Consider the following 15,115-nt stretch of genomic DNA (forward strand, 5'->3'; position numbering starts at 1 on the left):
ATCGTGATCCGCCATGGACCGAAGTCCACGCCATGGCAGGGCGGTTGCCAAAGGATGTAGCGGGGGCCTTAATGATCAGCTTCCGGCTCGGCGCCGCGGACCTCGCCGACACCCGCTTCGCCATCTCGCCCCTGCGCGAGGTGATGGGCAGCCTGCGCGCCCTGCGCGCCCCCGCCCTCTACCCCCTGCACGTGCGGTGGCGCGCCGCCGTGCTGCAGCAACTCGACCCGGCCGACGCCCGGCTGCTCGCGGCCCTGGTGGGCGACACCCTGGCCCTGCCCGACTTCCTGACCCCGAGGCCGGCGTCCTTCGCGCCCACTCTCGACGAGCAGCTGACCGTCGTACGGGCCACACCCGCACGGACCGTACGCCGTGACCTGCTCGCCGCCCACGCGCCCAGACCCCTGCCGCCCGCCCTGACGGCGGTCACCGCGCCCGGTGACGCACCCGTCGCGGAGCTGCTGGAGGAACTGTGCGCACTCCTGCGGCGGTACTGGGAGTCGGCGCTGCTGCCGTACTGGCCCCGGATGCGGCTCGTGCTGGAGGCCGACATCACCCACCGGGCACGGCAGCTGGCCACCGGCGGCGCCCGGCTGCTCTTCGCCGACCTGCACCGCAATCTGCGCTGGGACGACGGCGTACTGCACGTCGACCGGATGCGCGGACACCACCACGTGGACGGCTCCGGACGCGGCCTGCGCCTGGTGCCGTCACTGTTCGCGCACCAGCCGGCGCCACCGGTCAGCGCCGCCGAACCGCCGATGCTCGCCTACCCCGGCCGGGGCGCCGCCACCCTGTGGGAGCCGGAGCCCGAGCCGGACGCCCCCGCCCTGACGGCCCTGCTCGGCGCGCCCCGCAGCACGCTGCTGCGGCTGCTGGCCGAGCCCCTGCCGACGGTGGAGCTGGCCCGGCGCCTCGGCGTGACCCCGAGCGCCGTGTCCCAGCACCTGCGCGTCCTGCACGCGACGGGCCTGGTCACCCGCGCCCGCGACGGCCGCCATGTCCTCTACCGGCGCAGCCCGCTGGGGGAGCGGCTGGCCCGGCACAGCTCGGTCTGACCGCTCAGTGCCTCGCCGTGCCCGACCGAGCCGGAGCGGACCCGGGCGGCCTGCTGCGCGAGACGACCCGCATGCCGCAGCCGTCGACGACCCGGACCTGGAGCGAGCCGCATCCGCAGCGCGTCCACTCCGTACGGCCCGCCGCCGTGGTGTGCCGGGACAGCACCCGGAACGGCTCGCCTCCGTCCGGCCAGCCGCAGTGCGGGCAGACGGTGCCGGTGGTGCTGGTCATGTCGATGACTCCTCGTACGTCGTGGCTGGTTGACCGTCGTGACACAGCCAGGGTGCGTCGAGGAATCCGTACACGTCCAGGTTGACTTTGTGGACGACATTGTGAAGCGTGGGCTTCATGATTGACCTGCGCCGGCTGCATGTCCTGAGGGCGGTCGCCCACTACGGCACGGTCACCGCGGCCGCCCGAGCCCTGCACTTCACCCCGTCCGCCGCCTCCCAGCAGATCCGCCAGCTCGCCCGCGACCTGGGCGTCGACCTGCTGGAGCCGCAAGGGCGCGGGGTGCGCCTCACCCCGGCCGCCGAGAGCCTGCTCGCGCACGCCGACGCCATCCAGGCCCGCTGGGACCAGGCGGAACTCGATCTGCGGGCGGACCACGGGGCGCCGTCGGGCGTGCTGCGTGTGACGGGCTTCCCCGTGGCCGTCTCGGTCCTGCTGGCGCCGATGGCGGCCCGGCTGGGGGAGCGGCACCCGCGGCTGTCCGTACGGATCACCGAAGCGGGCGTCCCGGAGAGCTTCGACCTCCTCTTCGAGGGTGACATCGACCTGGCGATCGTGGAGTCGACCCCGTACAACCCGCCGCTGAGCGACACGCGGTTCGACCAGCAGCCGTTGCTCGACGACCCGTTCGACCTGGTCGTGCCCGACGCTCACCGGCTGGCCGGACGGGCCCGGGTCGATCTGGCGGAGGCGGCACACGAGGCGTGGATCGCGCCGGTGGAGGAGAGCCCCTGCCGCCCGCACGTCCTGTCCGCCTGCGGCGCGGCCGGTTTCACCCCCGACGTCGTCCACCACGCCCTGGACTGGAACGTCGCCGCCCATCTCGTCGCCCACGGGCTCGGCGTCGCCCTCGTCCCGCGCCTCGCCCATCTGACCCCGCATCTCCCGATCACCCGGGTGCGCTGCGAAGGCAACCCCCACCGCAAGCTCCTGACCTGCACACGCGGCGGCGGCCACGCCCGCCCGGCAGTGGCGGCGGCCCTGCGGGAACTACGGGAACTGGCACCCACGGCAGTCGCCTGACGTCCCGAAAGCCAGGGGCGCGGGGGATGTGCGAACCCCCGTCACCGCCCGGGCGCCCCCACCCGCAGCGCGTCCATGACGAGGTCCAGCAGGCGGTTGGCGCGCGGTTGCCAGTCGGTGTGCGGGTCGATCGTCCACAGGCCGCCGACGGCCAGGAAGAGATCGTCCGCGGTGATGCCCGGGCGGATCGTGCCGGCCTTCTCGTTGGCGCGCAGGAGGAGTTCGGCCGCCTCGGTCAGCGGCGTGGGGGACGGCTTCGCCGGCTTTCCCGGCGCACCGGTCGCCTGGCGGATCGCGTCGGCCAGACCGGCCTTCGTCATGGCGAACTGCGCGCAACGGTCCAGCCACTCGCGCAGCGCCCGGTCCGGTTCCCGGCACTCCAGCAGGGGTGCCGCGGTGTCGGCGACCTGCTGCATCTCGTGCCGGTAGATCTCCATGACGAGCGCCTCACGGCTCGGGAAGTGACGGTAGAAGGTCCCCTGCCCGACGCCCGCCTTCTTGGCGATCGCGCTCAGCGGGGCGTCCGCCGCGCGCGTCAGCTCGACCAGCGCAACCTCCAGGATGCGCTCGCGATTGCGTTGCGCGTCCGAGCGCAACGGCGCGTCCTTCTTCTGCCGCACTCGCCCTCCTCGCGGTCCTTGGCCGAAACCCGGCCCTTGTTAAGCGGACAGTTGTCCGTTAGGTTTCCGGGTGACGGACAAGTGTCCGCTTGCTCCATCGTATCGGCGGGACGCCCGCGCGGACAGCCCGAGACGGCCGCGACGCGGCAGGCCCGCCTCGCATCCTGCACCGTTGCGAACCGGACCCGCCACCCACGACCCCTGCCGCCTGACCTTGCGACGTGAGAAAGAAGGCTTCCATGCCCCCATCGACGTCCAGCGACCTCACCCTGTCCGTCAACGGCGAGAAGTACACGCTGACCGTCGACCACCGCACCACCCTCCTGGACGCCCTGCGCGAGCGCCTGGATCTGACCGGCACGAAGAAAGGATGTGACCAGGGCCAGTGCGGTGCCTGCACGGTCCTGGTCGACGGCCGCCGGGCCGTGTCCTGCCTTCAACTGGCGGTGGCGGCCGAGGGGCGGGAGATCACCACCATCGAGGGCGTGGCCGACGGCGGTCAACTGCACCCGGTGCAGCAGGCGTTCCTCGACCTCGACGGTTTCCAGTGCGGTTACTGCACGCCGGGGCAGATCTGCTCGGCCATCGCCCTGATCGAGGAGCACGCGGCGGGCTGGCCCAGTGCCGCCACCGACGACATACGCCCCGACGCGGGACCGCCACCGCTGACCCCTGAGGAGATCCGGGAGCGGATGAGCGGCAACCTGTGCCGCTGCGGTGCGTACGTGTCGATCGTCCAGGCCGTGGCCCGGGCCGCCGAGGCCAAGGGGGCGGCGGCATGAGGGAGTTCGGCTACCAGCGCGCCTACGACGTCTCCGGCGCCGTGGCGCTGCTCGACGGCGACGGGGAAGCCCGTTTCCTGGGCGGCGGCACCAACCTCGTCGACCTGATGAAGACCGGCGTGGAGCGGCCCGCCCTGCTCGTCGACGTCCGGGAACTGCCCCTGAACCGCATCGAGCCGACCGGCGACGGCGGCCTGCGCATCGGTGCGACCGTCACCAACAGCGACCTCGCCGCGCACCCCGAAGTCCGGCTCCGCTACCCGGCGTTGGCGCAGGCGGTACTGGCCGGCGCCTCCGGGCAGCTGCGCAACATGGCCACCGTCGGCGGGAACCTGCTCCAGCGCACCCGCTGCGGCTACTTCGCCGACGTCACCTCCGCCTGCAACAAGCGCAACCCCGGCAGCGGCTGTCCCGCCGTCACCGGTGAGCACCACAATCACGCCGTCCTGGGTGCCTCCGACCACTGCGTGGCCACGCACCCCTCCGACATGGGAGTGGCGCTCGCCGCCTTCGACGCCGTCGTGTCCTACGAAACGGCCGACGGGCCGGGGGAGTTGCCGCTCGCCGACTTCTACCTGCCGGTGGGACGGACTCCGCATCTGGAGACGGCGCTGCCGCCGGGTGCGCTGATCACCGCCGTCACCCTGCCGCCCGCCCCGGTCGCGGCCCACTCCCGCTACCGCAAGGTGCGCGAGCGCGCCTCGTACGCCTTCGCCATCGGCTCCATCGCCGCCGCCCTCGACGTGAGGGACGGCCTCGTACGGGACGTACGCCTGGCCTTCGGGGCGGTCGCCTCCCGCCCCTGGCGGGCCGGCGCGGCCGAACGCGCCCTGATCGGGGCCGCGGCCGACGCCGAGAACTTCGCCGCCGCCGCGGACGCCGAACTGGCCCACGCGAAACCGCTGCCCCACAACGGATACAAGGTGACCCTGATGCGCAACCTCGTCGTGGCCGTGCTGAGCGAGCTCGCCGAGGAGGCCGCCCGATGACCACCGCCGCCAAGGGCTCCGTCGGCACCGCACACACCCGCGTCGAAGGCCGCGACAAGGTCACCGGAGCCGCCCGCTACGCCGCCGAGATCCCCTTCGCCGAACTCGCCCACGGCTGGCTGGTCCTGTCCACCGTCGCCCGCGGCCGCATCCGCGCCCTGGACACCGAGGCCGTGCTCCGCATGCCCGGCGTGCTCACCGTGCTCCACCACCACAACGCCCCGCGCGTCGACAACGACTACGTCGGCCTGCTGGGCGTCCCGCCGGACCCCAGCGTCGCCCTCTTCCAGCACGACCGGGTGATCCACATGGGCTGGCCGGTGGCGCTGGTCGTTGCCGAGACGTCCGAGCAGGCCAGGGAGGCCGCCGAGGCCCTCGTCGTGACGTACGACCAGGAGCCGCACGACGTCGCGTTCTCCGCCGGGCGGCAGACCGAGGGCTATCCGGTCGACGGCCATGCGCCGGGCGTGATGGAGAAGGGCGACCTGGAGGCCCAACTCGCCTCCTCCGCCGTCGTGGTGGACGCGGAGTACACCACTCCGGAGGAACACCACAACCCGATGGAGCCGCACGCCGCGACGGCCCTGTGGGAAGGCGGCCGGCTCGAGGTCGTCGACTCCAACCAGGGCACCAGCTGGGTCGCCGGCGAGCTCGCGAACCTGTTCTCCCTCGACCCGGCCTCCGTGCGGGTGCGCTCCGAGCACGTCGGCGGCGGCTTCGGCAGCAAGGGTGTCCGTGCGCACCAGGTGGCCGCCGTGATGGCCGCGACCGTGCTGCAACGCCCGGTCAGGGTCGTCATGACCCGCCGGCAGATGTTCTCGCTCGCCGGCTACCGCAGCCCTACGGCCCAGCGGGTCAGGCTCGGCGCCGACGCTGACGGGCGGCTGCGCGCCCTGGAGCACCAGTCGCTGAACATGACCTCGTCCGTGCACGAGTTCGTGGAGCCGAGCGCCGCCGCGAGCCGGGCGATGTACGACGCCGACGCGCATCACACGGCCAGCCGGATCGTGCGGCTCGACGTACCGACCCCGACCTGGATGCGGGCCCCCGGGGAGGCGCCCGGCTCGTTCGCGCTGGAGTCGGCGTTCGACGAGCTCGCCGAGCGGTGCGGCATCGACCCGATCGAGCTGCGCCTGCGCAACGAGCCCGCGGTCGGCCCGGTGTCCGGCCTGCCGTTCAGCAGCCGCAACCTGATCGCCTGCTTCCGGGAAGGCGCCCGCAGGTTCGGCTGGGCCGACCGGGACCCGCGGCCCGGCGTGCGCCGCGACGGCCGCTGGCTGCTCGGCACCGGTACGGCGGCGGCCTCCTTCCCCGCCGGAGCCATGCCCTCCACGGCGGCCGTCACCGCGGAGGCGGACGGCACCTTCACGGTGGGGATCAACGCGGCGGACATCGGCACCGGGGCCCGGACCGCGCTCACCCTGGTCGCCGCCGACGCGCTGGGCGTGCCGACGGACCGCGTCCGGGTACGCATCGGGGACAGCGACCTCGGTCCGGCGATGATCGCCGGCGGCTCGACGGGCACCCGCTCCTGGGCCTGGGCCGTCACGGCCGCCGCCGAGGAACTGCGGCAGAGCCTCGCGCCGGGCGCCGACATTCCGCCCGAGGGCATCACCGTGCGGTCGAACACGGCCGAGGCCATCGGCGCCCTCGCCCAGAAGGAACGGCACTCCTTCGGGGCGCAGTTCGCCGAGGTCGCCGTCGACCCGGCCACCGGTGAGGTCCGGGTGCGCCGCATGCTGGGCATCTTCGCGGCCGGCCGGATCGTCAACCCCCTCACCGCCCGCAACCAGCTGGTCGGCGGCATGATCTGGGGCATCTCGATGGCCCTGCACGAGGAAGCCGTCCGGGACCGGGCCACCGGCGGCCTCTACGGCGCCGACCTCGCGGGCTACCACGTCGCCGCGCACGCCGACGTCCCGCACATCGAGGCCGACTGGGTCGACGACCCCGACCCGGACGACCCGGTCGGCATCAAGGGCATCGGCGAGATCGGCATCGTGGGCGCCGCCGCGGCGGTCGCCAACGCCGTGTGGCACGCGACCGGCGTCCGCCACCGGCACCTGCCCATACGCCCCGACCGCGTCCTCATGGCGGACGGCGATGCTTGACCTCGCCGGGCACCTGCACGAATGGGCCGAGGAGGGCCGGGACTTCGCCGTCGCCACCGTCGTGGCGGTCGGTGGCAGCGCCCCGCGCCCTCCCGGCGCCGCCATGGCCGTCTGTGCCGACGGCACGGCCATCGGCTCGGTCTCCGGGGGCTGTGTGGAGGGCGCGGTGTACGACCTGTGCCTCCAGGCCCTCCAGGACAGGCAGACCCGGGTCGAGCGGTTCGGCTACAGCGACGAGGACGCCTTCGCGGTCGGACTGACCTGCGGCGGGGTCATCGACATCATGGTCACCCCGTACGACGCCGGCGATGCGGCCCTGACCGCCGCACTGCCGGCCGCCGCCCACGGCGAGCCGGTCGCTCTCGCCCGGGTGGTCCACGGCCCGGCCGGCCTCCTCGGCCGGGCGGTGCTCGTACGCCCCGACGGCACCCACGAAGGAGGCCTCGGCGGCCACGACGACCTGGACCGCACGGCGATCGCCCAGGCCCGCGCCCTGCTGGAGGCCGGCCGCACTGCCACGGTCGAGGTCTCCCAGGACGGCTCGCACTGCCCGGGCGGGCTCACCCTGCTCGTCGAGTCGGCCGTCCCACCGCCCCGCATGATCGTCTTCGGTGCGATCGACTTCGCCGCCGCCCTCGTACGCGCGGGCAAGTTCCTCGGCTACCACGTGACGGTCTGCGACGCCCGCCCGGTCTTCGCGACCAGGACCCGCTTCCCCGACGCCGACGAGATCGTCGTCGACTGGCCCCACCGCTACCTGGCGAGCACGGACACGGACGCGCGGACGGTGCTGTGCGTGCTCACCCACGACGCCAAGTTCGACATCCCCCTGCTGACCGAAGCCCTGCGGATGCCCGTCGCCTACGTCGGCGCCATGGGCTCCCGCCGCACCCATGAGGACCGCAACCGGCGCCTTCGGGAAGCGGGCGTGAGCGAGAGCGAGCTGGCCCGGCTCAGGTCACCCATCGGCCTCGACCTGGGCGCCCGTACGCCGGAGGAGACCGCCCTGTCCATCGCGGCGGAGATCGTCGCCACGCGGCACGGCGGCACGGGCCGGCCGCTCACCGGCGCGGACACCCCGATCCACCGGGACGAGCGGGCGGCCGGACCGCTGCCGCAGCCGGTCTGAGCGGCGACCACACCGCCGACAGGCCGGAGCCGGCGACACGGCGGACCCGACGACATGCCGGAGGGGCCGTGGCCGGCGACGGCCTCGGCCCCTCCGTGGCACCGCGCGCGAGCGGGTCAGGCAGCGGCCGGCTCCGTGGCGTGGCCGTGCAGGCGGGCGATGACCTCCGTCAGCTGCGCGGCGACCTCGGCGTCGTCGGCCGGGTGCGTCTCGGCGAAGCGGGTCATCGAGCCGGGGATGGACAGCTTGACGTCCTCCAGCACCTTGCCGCCGGCCACGCCCACGGACTTGCGGGTCTCGTCGTGCGCCCAGACACCGCCGTACTGGCCGAACGCGGTGCCGACCACGGCCACCGGCTTGCCGCTGAGGGCACCGGCACCGTACGGGCGGGACAGCCAGTCGATGGCGTTCTTCAGGACGGCCGGGATGGTGCCGTTGTACTCGGGCGTGAACAGGAGCAGGCCGTCGGCGGCGTTGGCGGCCTCGCGCAGCTTCGCGGCGGCGGCCGGAACGCTGCCCTCGACGTCGATGTCCTCGTTGTAGAAGGGGATCTCCGCCAGTCCCTCGAACAGCGACACCTCCGCACCCTCGGGGGCGAGCTTGACGGCGGCCTCGGCGAGCTGGCGGTTGTGCGAACCGGCGCGAAGGCTGCCGACGAGGGCGAGGATACGAACAGACATGCTGACTCCCAGGTAGTGAAAGACGGCTCCGAAACACTGCCGTCACGATCCGGACCGAGGTCCGTTTAATGTTGTAGCACCCTAACCGGACCGCGGTCCAGTTTTGTTCCCGATGCTTTACGCTGGCTTCATGTCCACCGTCCCGCCCCCCTTCCCGACGCCCGAGGAGTCCGTCGGCCACCCCGAGCTGCTCCAGCTGGGCACCGCCCTGGAGCCCGACGAGCCGTGCCTGCGGGCCGACGCCGCGCGCAACCGGGCCCGGCTGCTGGAGGCCGCCGCGCGGCTGGTGGCGGAGCGCGGCGCGGACGCCGTCACGATGGAGGCGGTGGCCGCCGAGGCCTGTGTGGGCAAGGGCACGGTCTTCCGCCGGTTCGGCGACCGCACCGGCCTGCTGACGGCGCTGCTGGACCACTCGGAGAAGAAGTTCCAGGCCGCGTTCCTCACCGGGCCGCCGCCGCTCGGACCCGGAGCGCCGCCCGTGGAGCGGCTGCGCGCGTTCGGCCGCGCGATGCTGCGCCGCTCGCACGATGACCTGGAGCTGCAGTTGGCCGCCGAGCCGTGCGCTCCCCGCCGGTTCACCAACCCGGCCCGCAGCGTGCTGCGCCATCACGTCGCCATGCTGCTGCGGCAGGCGGTCCCGGACGCCGACTGCGAACTTCTCTCCCACACGCTGATGGGCCAGCTCGACCCGGCCCTGATACACCACCTCACCAAGCAGTGCGGACTGCCCCTGGCCCGACTGGAGGGTGCCTGGATCGACCTGGTCGACCGGGTGACGGGTGCGGCCACGGGCGGCTGAGCGCGCGGACGGCGGCCCGTGACCGCTCACGGCTCCCTCACAACTCCCCCGCCTCAAGGGCGCATTGAGGCTTCTGCCAAGATGCCGTACGTCATGGTGCAGATACCCAAAACGCCCGCGCCCCCGTCGCCCGCACCGTTGCGCTCCGTGCCCACGAGCGCCGATGTGGCCCGCCTGGCCGGCGTCTCGCGCGCGACCGTCTCCTACGTCCTCAACAACACCAGCGCCGTACGGATCAGCGAGCCCACCCGCCGCCGGGTCCACGAGGCCGCGCAGGAACTCGGGTACGTCCCGCACGCGGCGGCCCGCAGCCTGCGCGCCGGGCACAGCCGCATGGTCCTGATCCCCGCGCCGACCTTCCCCGTCGGCCCGCTCTACAGCCGGTTCCTCACCGACCTCCAGAGCGCGCTCGGCAACCTGGACTACACGGTGGTTCAGTACGGTACCGGCGGCCCGCACGGCGACGAAGCCGCCCGCGCCTGGGCCGAGTTGCGACCCGTGGCCGTGCTCGTGCCCGGTTCCGGGCTCGGCCCGCGCGGGGTGGCGGTGCTCAAGCGCTCCGGGGCGCGGGCCGTCGTCACCCTCGGCCCCGAGACCATCGAGGGCGCGCACGCCCTGCTCATGGACCACGACGTGGTCGGCCACAGCGCGGGCGCTCACCTCTACGACCGGGGCAGGCGCCGCATCGGCGTCGTCGTCCCGCAGGAACCCGGCCTGGAGACGTTCTCCGCGCCCCGGCTCGACGGTGTGCGACAGTCTTTGCGGGGCACCGACGCCACCGTGACGGAACTGCCCCTCGCGTACGACGAGGAGGCCGCCGCAGACCTCGCCGCCCGCTGGCGGAGCCTCGGCCTGGACGCCGTGTTCACCTACAACGACGAGTACGCGATGCTGCTCATGCGGGCCCTGAAGGACGAGGGCATCCGCATCCCCGAGGAGACGGCCGTGGTCGGCGCCGACGATCTGATGCTCGGCCGGCTGCTGCGGCCGCGGCTCAGCACGGTCCGCCTGGAACTGCCCTCCGGCCGTGAACTCGCCGAACTGGTCGACCGCGCCGTGCGCAAGCCCTCGACCGAGCCCGAGACGCACAAGGTGCTGGGCGCCACGGTGCTGCACCGCGAGTCGAGCTAGCCGGCCCGACCGGGTACGGCTCGACGGCGGCCGGTCGGGTTGCCGTGGCGGCCGTCGGGTTGGCGTGGCGGCCGGTCGGTTCGCGGCCACCGCTCGGGGGCGCGTGCCGGCTGCTTGGCTTCGCGTCGCAGTGGGTCGGGTTTCGGTGGTGGGCCGGTCGGTTCGCGTGGCCGGGTCGGATCGCGTCGGAGCCGGTGGGTTCGCCCGGGTACCGGCTCGGGCTTCGGGGTCATCGGTCCGGACCGTACGGCCGTTGCTGGCCTTTGTGAGGCAGTGGGACGGGTTTCGGTGGTGGCCGGTCGGTTCGCGTGGCGGCCCGTAGGTTGGCGTGGCCACCGCACGGGATCGCGTGCGGGCCGCTCGGCTTCGCGTCGCAGCCGGTCGGTTCACGCGGCCGCCTTTCCGGACCGCACGGCCGCCTTTCCAGACCGCACGGTGGCCGTCCGGTCCGCACGGTGGCCGTCCGGTCCGCACGGTGGCCGTCCGGTCCGCACGGTGGCCGTCCGGTCCGCACGGTGGCCGTCCGGTCCGCACGGCGGCCACCCGGTCCGCACGGCGGCCACCCGGTCCGCACGGCGGCCACCCGGTCCGCACGGCGGCCACCCGGACCGCGCGGCCACCCGGTCCGCACGGCGGCCACCCGGTCCGCACGGCGGCCACCCGGACCGCGCGGCCACCCGGACCGCGCGGCCACCCGGATCGAACGGCCGCCACCCGGATCGAACGGCCGCCACCCGGATCGAACGGCCGCCACCTGGACCGCGCGGCCGCCACCCGGATCGCGAGGCCGCCGCGGAGGGCGGTCGGCCTCGTTCGGCCCGTGGCATGACTAGGATGTTGCATGCTCAACAAAACGGGGACGCGTACGGACGCCGCCGCGGCACGCACGGCTGCGGTCCGCTCGGCGCGTCCCGCCATGTGACCGCCGAACCGGCCGCGCACTCACGGGAGTTCCGCTCACCCCGTCAGCCGGTGACCGATCGATCGGAGAGCCGTCATGCCGTTGCTCGACACCAGGACCTGGCAGCCCCAGACCCTGACGGGCCCCGGGTACACCGTCACCGAGCCCGCCACCGGCCAAGCCCTCGGCACCCTCGCCCTCGCCGGCCCCGAGGACGTCGGGGCCGCCGCCGAGAGGGCCGCCGCCGCCCAGCTCGAGTGGGCCCGCGCCCCGCACTTCGCCCGGGCCGCCGTGCTCCGCAGGGCCGGCGACCTGTTCACCGCACACGCCGCCGAGCTGCGCGAATGGCTCGTCCGCGAATCCGGTTCCGTCCCCGGCAAGGCCGACTTCGAACTGCACGTCGCCGCCCAGGAGTGCTACGAGGCCGCCGCACTCGCCTCCCGCCCGGCCGGCCAGGTCCTGCCCAGCGAGGCGCCGCGCCTGTCGTACACGCGCCGCGTCCCCGCCGGTGTGGTGGGGGTGATCTCCCCGTTCAACGCCCCGCTGATCCTGTCGATCCGCTCCGTCGCACCGGCCCTGGCCCTCGGCAACGCGGTCGTCCTCAAGCCGGACCCGCGCACCGCCGTCTGCGGAGGACTGTCCCTCGCCGCGGTCTTCGCCGCCGCGGGCCTGCCGCAGGACCTGCTGCACGTGCTCCCCGGCGGCCCGGACGCCGGACAGGCCCTGGTCGCCGACCCGCGTGTGCCGGTCATCTCCTTCACCGGCTCCACCCCCGCCGGGCGGGCCGTGGGCGAGGCCGCCGGCCGCCACCTCAAGCGGGCCCACCTGGAACTGGGCGGCAACTCGGCCATGATCGTGCTGGCGGACGCCGACCTCGACGCGGTGATCTCCACCGCCGCCTGGGGCTCGTTCTTCCACCAGGGCCAGATCTGCATGACGACCGGCCGCCACCTGGTGCACGCGTCCCTGTACGACGAGTACGTCGAGCGGCTCGCCGCCAAGGCGGACTCGCTCGCCGTCGGCGACCCGTACCGCGAACAGGTCCACCTGGGCCCGATCATCGACTCCGGCCAGCTCGCCAAGATCAGCGGCCTGGTCGAGTCCAGCAAGGCCTCGGGTGCCAAACTCGCCGCGGGCGGCACCCACGACCGGCTCTTCTACCGGCCCACGGTCCTCGCCCACGTCGGCGACCACACACCGGCATACGCGGAAGAGGTCTTCGGGCCCGTTGCGCCCGTACGCTCCTTCACCACCCCGGACGAGGCGGCGGCCCTGGCCGCGCAGAGCCACTACGGACTCTCCCTGGGCATCGTCACCCGCGATACGGCCCGCGGCCTGGACCTCGCCGAGCGCATACCGACCGGCATCGTCCACATCAACGACCAGACCGTCAACGACGAGGCCGTGGCACCCTTCGGCGGAGTCGCCGCCTCCGGCACCGGCGCCCGCTTCGGCGGCGAGGCCAACTTGGAGGCCTTCACCGAACTGCGCTGGACGACGGTACGCGGAGACGTGGCTCCCTATCCGTTCTAGGGCCAGCCGTTTGGATCAGATCGCAGACGCGGGGTCTGGCACGCGCATCTGCGGCGTTGTCGTCGGTTGCCGATGCTCCGCATCGACGCCCTCCTCCGCCTTGCAGCTGCACGCACCAGACCCCGCTCACCGGCGCCGCAGAGGTGCCGCCGATTCCCTGCGACCTGATCCGAACGACAGGCCCTAGCCCTGCGGCGCCTGCTGGCCCTCCTGGGCCTGCTGCTCGGCGATCGCCTTGCGGACCTCGTCCATGTCGAGGTTGCGGGCCTGCCCGATGACGTCCGTCAGGGCGGCCTCGGGCAGGGCACCCGGCTGCGCGAAGACGGCGACCTGGTCACGGACGATCATCAGCGTGGGAATCGACTGGATACCGAAGGCCGCGGCCAGCTCCGGCTGGGCCTCGGTGTCCACCTTGCCGAACACGAGGTCCGGATTCTCCTCCGCCGCCTTCTCGTAGACCGGCGCGAACTGCTTGCACGGCCCGCACCAGGACGCCCAGAAGTCGATCAGGACGAACTCGTTGTCCGTGACCGTCTGGTCGAAGTTCTCCTTGGTGAGCTCCACGGTGCTGCTCATGGCGTAAATCCCTCTTCCTGGTGTGGGTCAAGCCGTCGGCACAACACGGCCGACCTGGTACGTATTCCGCGCCCCTACCCGTGTGGCCAGGGCGCACACCACCCACCAGACTGACCTCATGACGGAAACGGAAACCAACACGTACGACGTCGTGGTGCTCGGGGCCGGGCCCGTGGGGGAGAACGTCGCCGACCGCACCCGCGCGGCCGGTCTGACCACCGCGGTCGTGGAGAGCGAACTGGTCGGCGGCGAATGCTCGTACTGGGCGTGCATGCCCAGCAAGGCCCTGCTGCGGCCGGTCATCGCGCGCGCGGACGCCCGCCGCGTGCCGGGCCTGAGCCAGTCGGTGCAGGGCCCCCTCGACGCGTCCGCGGTCCTCGCCCACCGGGACTACTACACCTCCGACTGGAAGGACGACGGGCAGGTCGGATGGCTCGACAGCATCGGCGCCGACCTGTACCGCGGCCACGGCCGCCTCACCGGCCCGCGCACGGTGACGGTCACCGGCCCGGACGGCGGCGACCGCGTCCTGACCGCCCGGCACGCCGTCGCCGTCTGCACCGGCAGCCGCGCCGCGCTGCCCGGCCTGCCCGGACTCGACGAGGTCCGGCCGTGGACCAGCCGGGAGGCCACCAGCTCCAAGGACGTGCCGGGTCGCCTGATCGTGGTCGGCGGCGGCGTCGTCGCCACCGAGATGGCCACCGTCTGGCAGGCCCTCGGCTCGAAGGTCACCATGCTGGTGCGCGGCAAGGGCCTGCTCCCCCGGATGGAGCCCTTCGCCGGGGAACTCGTCGCCGAGGCGCTCACCGAGGCCGGCGCCGACGTCCGCACCGGCACGTCGGTGAAATCGGTGACCCGCGAGAACGGCACCGTCGTGGCCGTCACGGACACCGGCGACCGTGTCGAGGCCGACGAGATCCTCTTCGCGACCGGCCGCGCGCCGCGCACCGACGACCTCGGCCTGGAGACGATCGGCCTGGAACCGGGCTCCTGGCTCGACGTCGACGACAGCCTCCGCGTCACCGGCCACGACTGGCTGTACGCGGTCGGCGACGTCAACCAGCGCGCCCTCCTCACCCACCAGGGCAAGTACCAGGCCCGCATCGCGGGCGCCGCCATCGCCGCGCGGGCCACCGGGGAGACGCTCCTCGCCCAGCCGTGGGGCGCGCACGCCGCGACCGCCGACCACGCCGCCGTACCCCAGGTCGTCTTCACCGACCCGGAGGCGGCGGCCGTCGGCCTGTCACTCGCCGAGGCCGAGCAGGCGGGGCACCGGGTGAAGGCCGTCGACGTGGATCTGTCCACCGTCGCGGGCGCGGGCCTGTACGCCGACGGCTACAAGGGCCGCGCCCGCATGGTCGTGGACCTGGAGGACGAGATCCTGCGCGGAGTGACCCTCGTCGGCCCCGGCGTCGGCGAGCTCATCCACTCCGCCACGATCGCCGTCGCCGGCCAGGTCCCGGTCGGCCGCCTGTGGCACGCCGTCCCCTCGTACCCGACGATCAGCGAGGTGTGGCTGCGGCTGCTGGAGGCCTACCGCGACGCCTGACC

General features: G+C 73.6%; 14 protein-coding genes. 10 read left to right on the plus strand and 4 right to left on the minus strand.

Going from position 1 to position 15,115, the window contains the following annotated elements:
* Positions 1-71: 71 nt before the first annotated feature.
* Complete coding sequence (locus ACH4G3_RS15865) at positions 72-1,058, plus strand: ArsR/SmtB family transcription factor (RefSeq protein ID WP_397624998.1); 987 nt, start codon at positions 72-74, stop codon at positions 1,056-1,058.
* 4 nt (positions 1,059-1,062) lie between these two features.
* Here the strand turns inward: ACH4G3_RS15865 and ACH4G3_RS15870 are convergent, their stop codons facing one another.
* Positions 1,063-1,290, minus strand: a complete 228-nt coding sequence (locus ACH4G3_RS15870) for a hypothetical protein (protein WP_397624999.1) — start codon at positions 1,288-1,290, stop codon at positions 1,063-1,065.
* Between the two features lie 117 nt (positions 1,291-1,407).
* Between ACH4G3_RS15870 and ACH4G3_RS15875 the strand changes: the two genes are divergently transcribed.
* Positions 1,408-2,313, plus strand: a complete 906-nt coding sequence (locus tag ACH4G3_RS15875) for a LysR family transcriptional regulator (protein WP_397625498.1) — start codon at positions 1,408-1,410, stop codon at positions 2,311-2,313.
* Between the two features lie 41 nt (positions 2,314-2,354).
* Here ACH4G3_RS15875 and ACH4G3_RS15880 read toward each other — a convergent pair whose 3' ends face one another.
* Positions 2,355-2,933 carry a TetR/AcrR family transcriptional regulator gene (locus ACH4G3_RS15880; protein ID WP_397625000.1) on the minus strand — a complete coding sequence of 193 codons (579 nt, stop codon included), beginning with the start codon at positions 2,931-2,933 and terminating at the stop codon, positions 2,355-2,357.
* A 239-nt stretch (positions 2,934-3,172) separates the two neighbouring features.
* Here ACH4G3_RS15880 and ACH4G3_RS15885 point away from each other — a divergent pair, with 239 nt between their 5' ends.
* From ACH4G3_RS15885 to ACH4G3_RS15900, 4 genes are read left to right on the plus strand one after another with little or no spacing between them, the layout of a single operon-like run.
* Positions 3,173-3,715 (plus strand): (2Fe-2S)-binding protein, encoded by a 543-nt coding sequence (locus ACH4G3_RS15885; protein ID WP_397625001.1) that lies wholly within the window; start codon positions 3,173-3,175, stop codon positions 3,713-3,715.
* Positions 3,712-4,704 (plus strand): FAD binding domain-containing protein, encoded by a 993-nt coding sequence (locus ACH4G3_RS15890; RefSeq protein ID WP_397625002.1) that lies wholly within the window; start codon positions 3,712-3,714, stop codon positions 4,702-4,704. Before ACH4G3_RS15885 ends, ACH4G3_RS15890 begins: the two co-directional genes overlap by 4 nt.
* Positions 4,701-6,815 carry a xanthine dehydrogenase family protein molybdopterin-binding subunit gene (locus ACH4G3_RS15895; protein ID WP_397625003.1) on the plus strand — a complete coding sequence of 705 codons (2,115 nt, stop codon included), beginning with the start codon at positions 4,701-4,703 and terminating at the stop codon, positions 6,813-6,815. Before ACH4G3_RS15890 ends, ACH4G3_RS15895 begins: the two co-directional genes overlap by 4 nt.
* The gene (locus tag ACH4G3_RS15900; protein WP_397625004.1) at positions 6,808-7,944 is read left to right on the plus strand and encodes an XdhC family protein; all 1,137 of its coding nucleotides are present in this window, start codon (positions 6,808-6,810) and stop codon (positions 7,942-7,944) included. The genes ACH4G3_RS15895 and ACH4G3_RS15900 overlap by 8 nt, the downstream gene beginning before the upstream one ends.
* Positions 7,945-8,060: 116 nt before the next feature.
* Here the strand turns inward: ACH4G3_RS15900 and ACH4G3_RS15905 are convergent, their stop codons facing one another.
* On the minus strand, positions 8,061-8,624 hold the full coding sequence (locus ACH4G3_RS15905; protein WP_397625005.1) for an NAD(P)H-dependent oxidoreductase: 564 nt from the start codon (positions 8,622-8,624) through the stop codon (positions 8,061-8,063).
* Positions 8,625-8,754: 130 nt separating this feature from the next.
* On the opposite strand from ACH4G3_RS15905, the gene ACH4G3_RS15910 reads away from it, so the two are divergent.
* From ACH4G3_RS15910 to ACH4G3_RS15920, 3 genes are all read left to right on the plus strand, one after another.
* Positions 8,755-9,423: a TetR/AcrR family transcriptional regulator gene (locus tag ACH4G3_RS15910; RefSeq protein ID WP_397625006.1), complete on the plus strand. Its 669-nt coding sequence runs from the start codon at positions 8,755-8,757 to the stop codon at positions 9,421-9,423.
* An 81-nt stretch (positions 9,424-9,504) separates the two neighbouring features.
* Entirely contained in the window at positions 9,505-10,554 is a 1,050-nt protein-coding gene (locus ACH4G3_RS15915) for a LacI family DNA-binding transcriptional regulator (RefSeq protein WP_397625007.1), read from the plus strand.
* Positions 10,555-11,551: 997 nt separating this feature from the next.
* A complete protein-coding gene (locus ACH4G3_RS15920; RefSeq protein ID WP_397625008.1) occupies positions 11,552-12,988 on the plus strand; it encodes a benzaldehyde dehydrogenase in 1,437 nt (478 codons plus the stop codon).
* A gap of 183 nt (positions 12,989-13,171) precedes the next feature.
* Here the strand turns inward: ACH4G3_RS15920 and trxA are convergent, their stop codons facing one another.
* Positions 13,172-13,564: a thioredoxin gene (trxA, locus tag ACH4G3_RS15925; protein WP_020273887.1), complete on the minus strand. Its 393-nt coding sequence runs from the start codon at positions 13,562-13,564 to the stop codon at positions 13,172-13,174.
* Positions 13,565-13,682: 118 nt separating this feature from the next.
* On the opposite strand from trxA, the gene ACH4G3_RS15930 reads away from it, so the two are divergent.
* Positions 13,683-15,113: a dihydrolipoyl dehydrogenase family protein gene (locus tag ACH4G3_RS15930; protein ID WP_397625009.1), complete on the plus strand. Its 1,431-nt coding sequence runs from the start codon at positions 13,683-13,685 to the stop codon at positions 15,111-15,113.
* Positions 15,114-15,115 lie beyond the last annotated feature (2 nt).

Source organism: Streptomyces afghaniensis (assembly GCF_044327915.1).
Classification (GTDB): domain Bacteria; phylum Actinomycetota; class Actinomycetes; order Streptomycetales; family Streptomycetaceae; genus Streptomyces; species Streptomyces afghaniensis.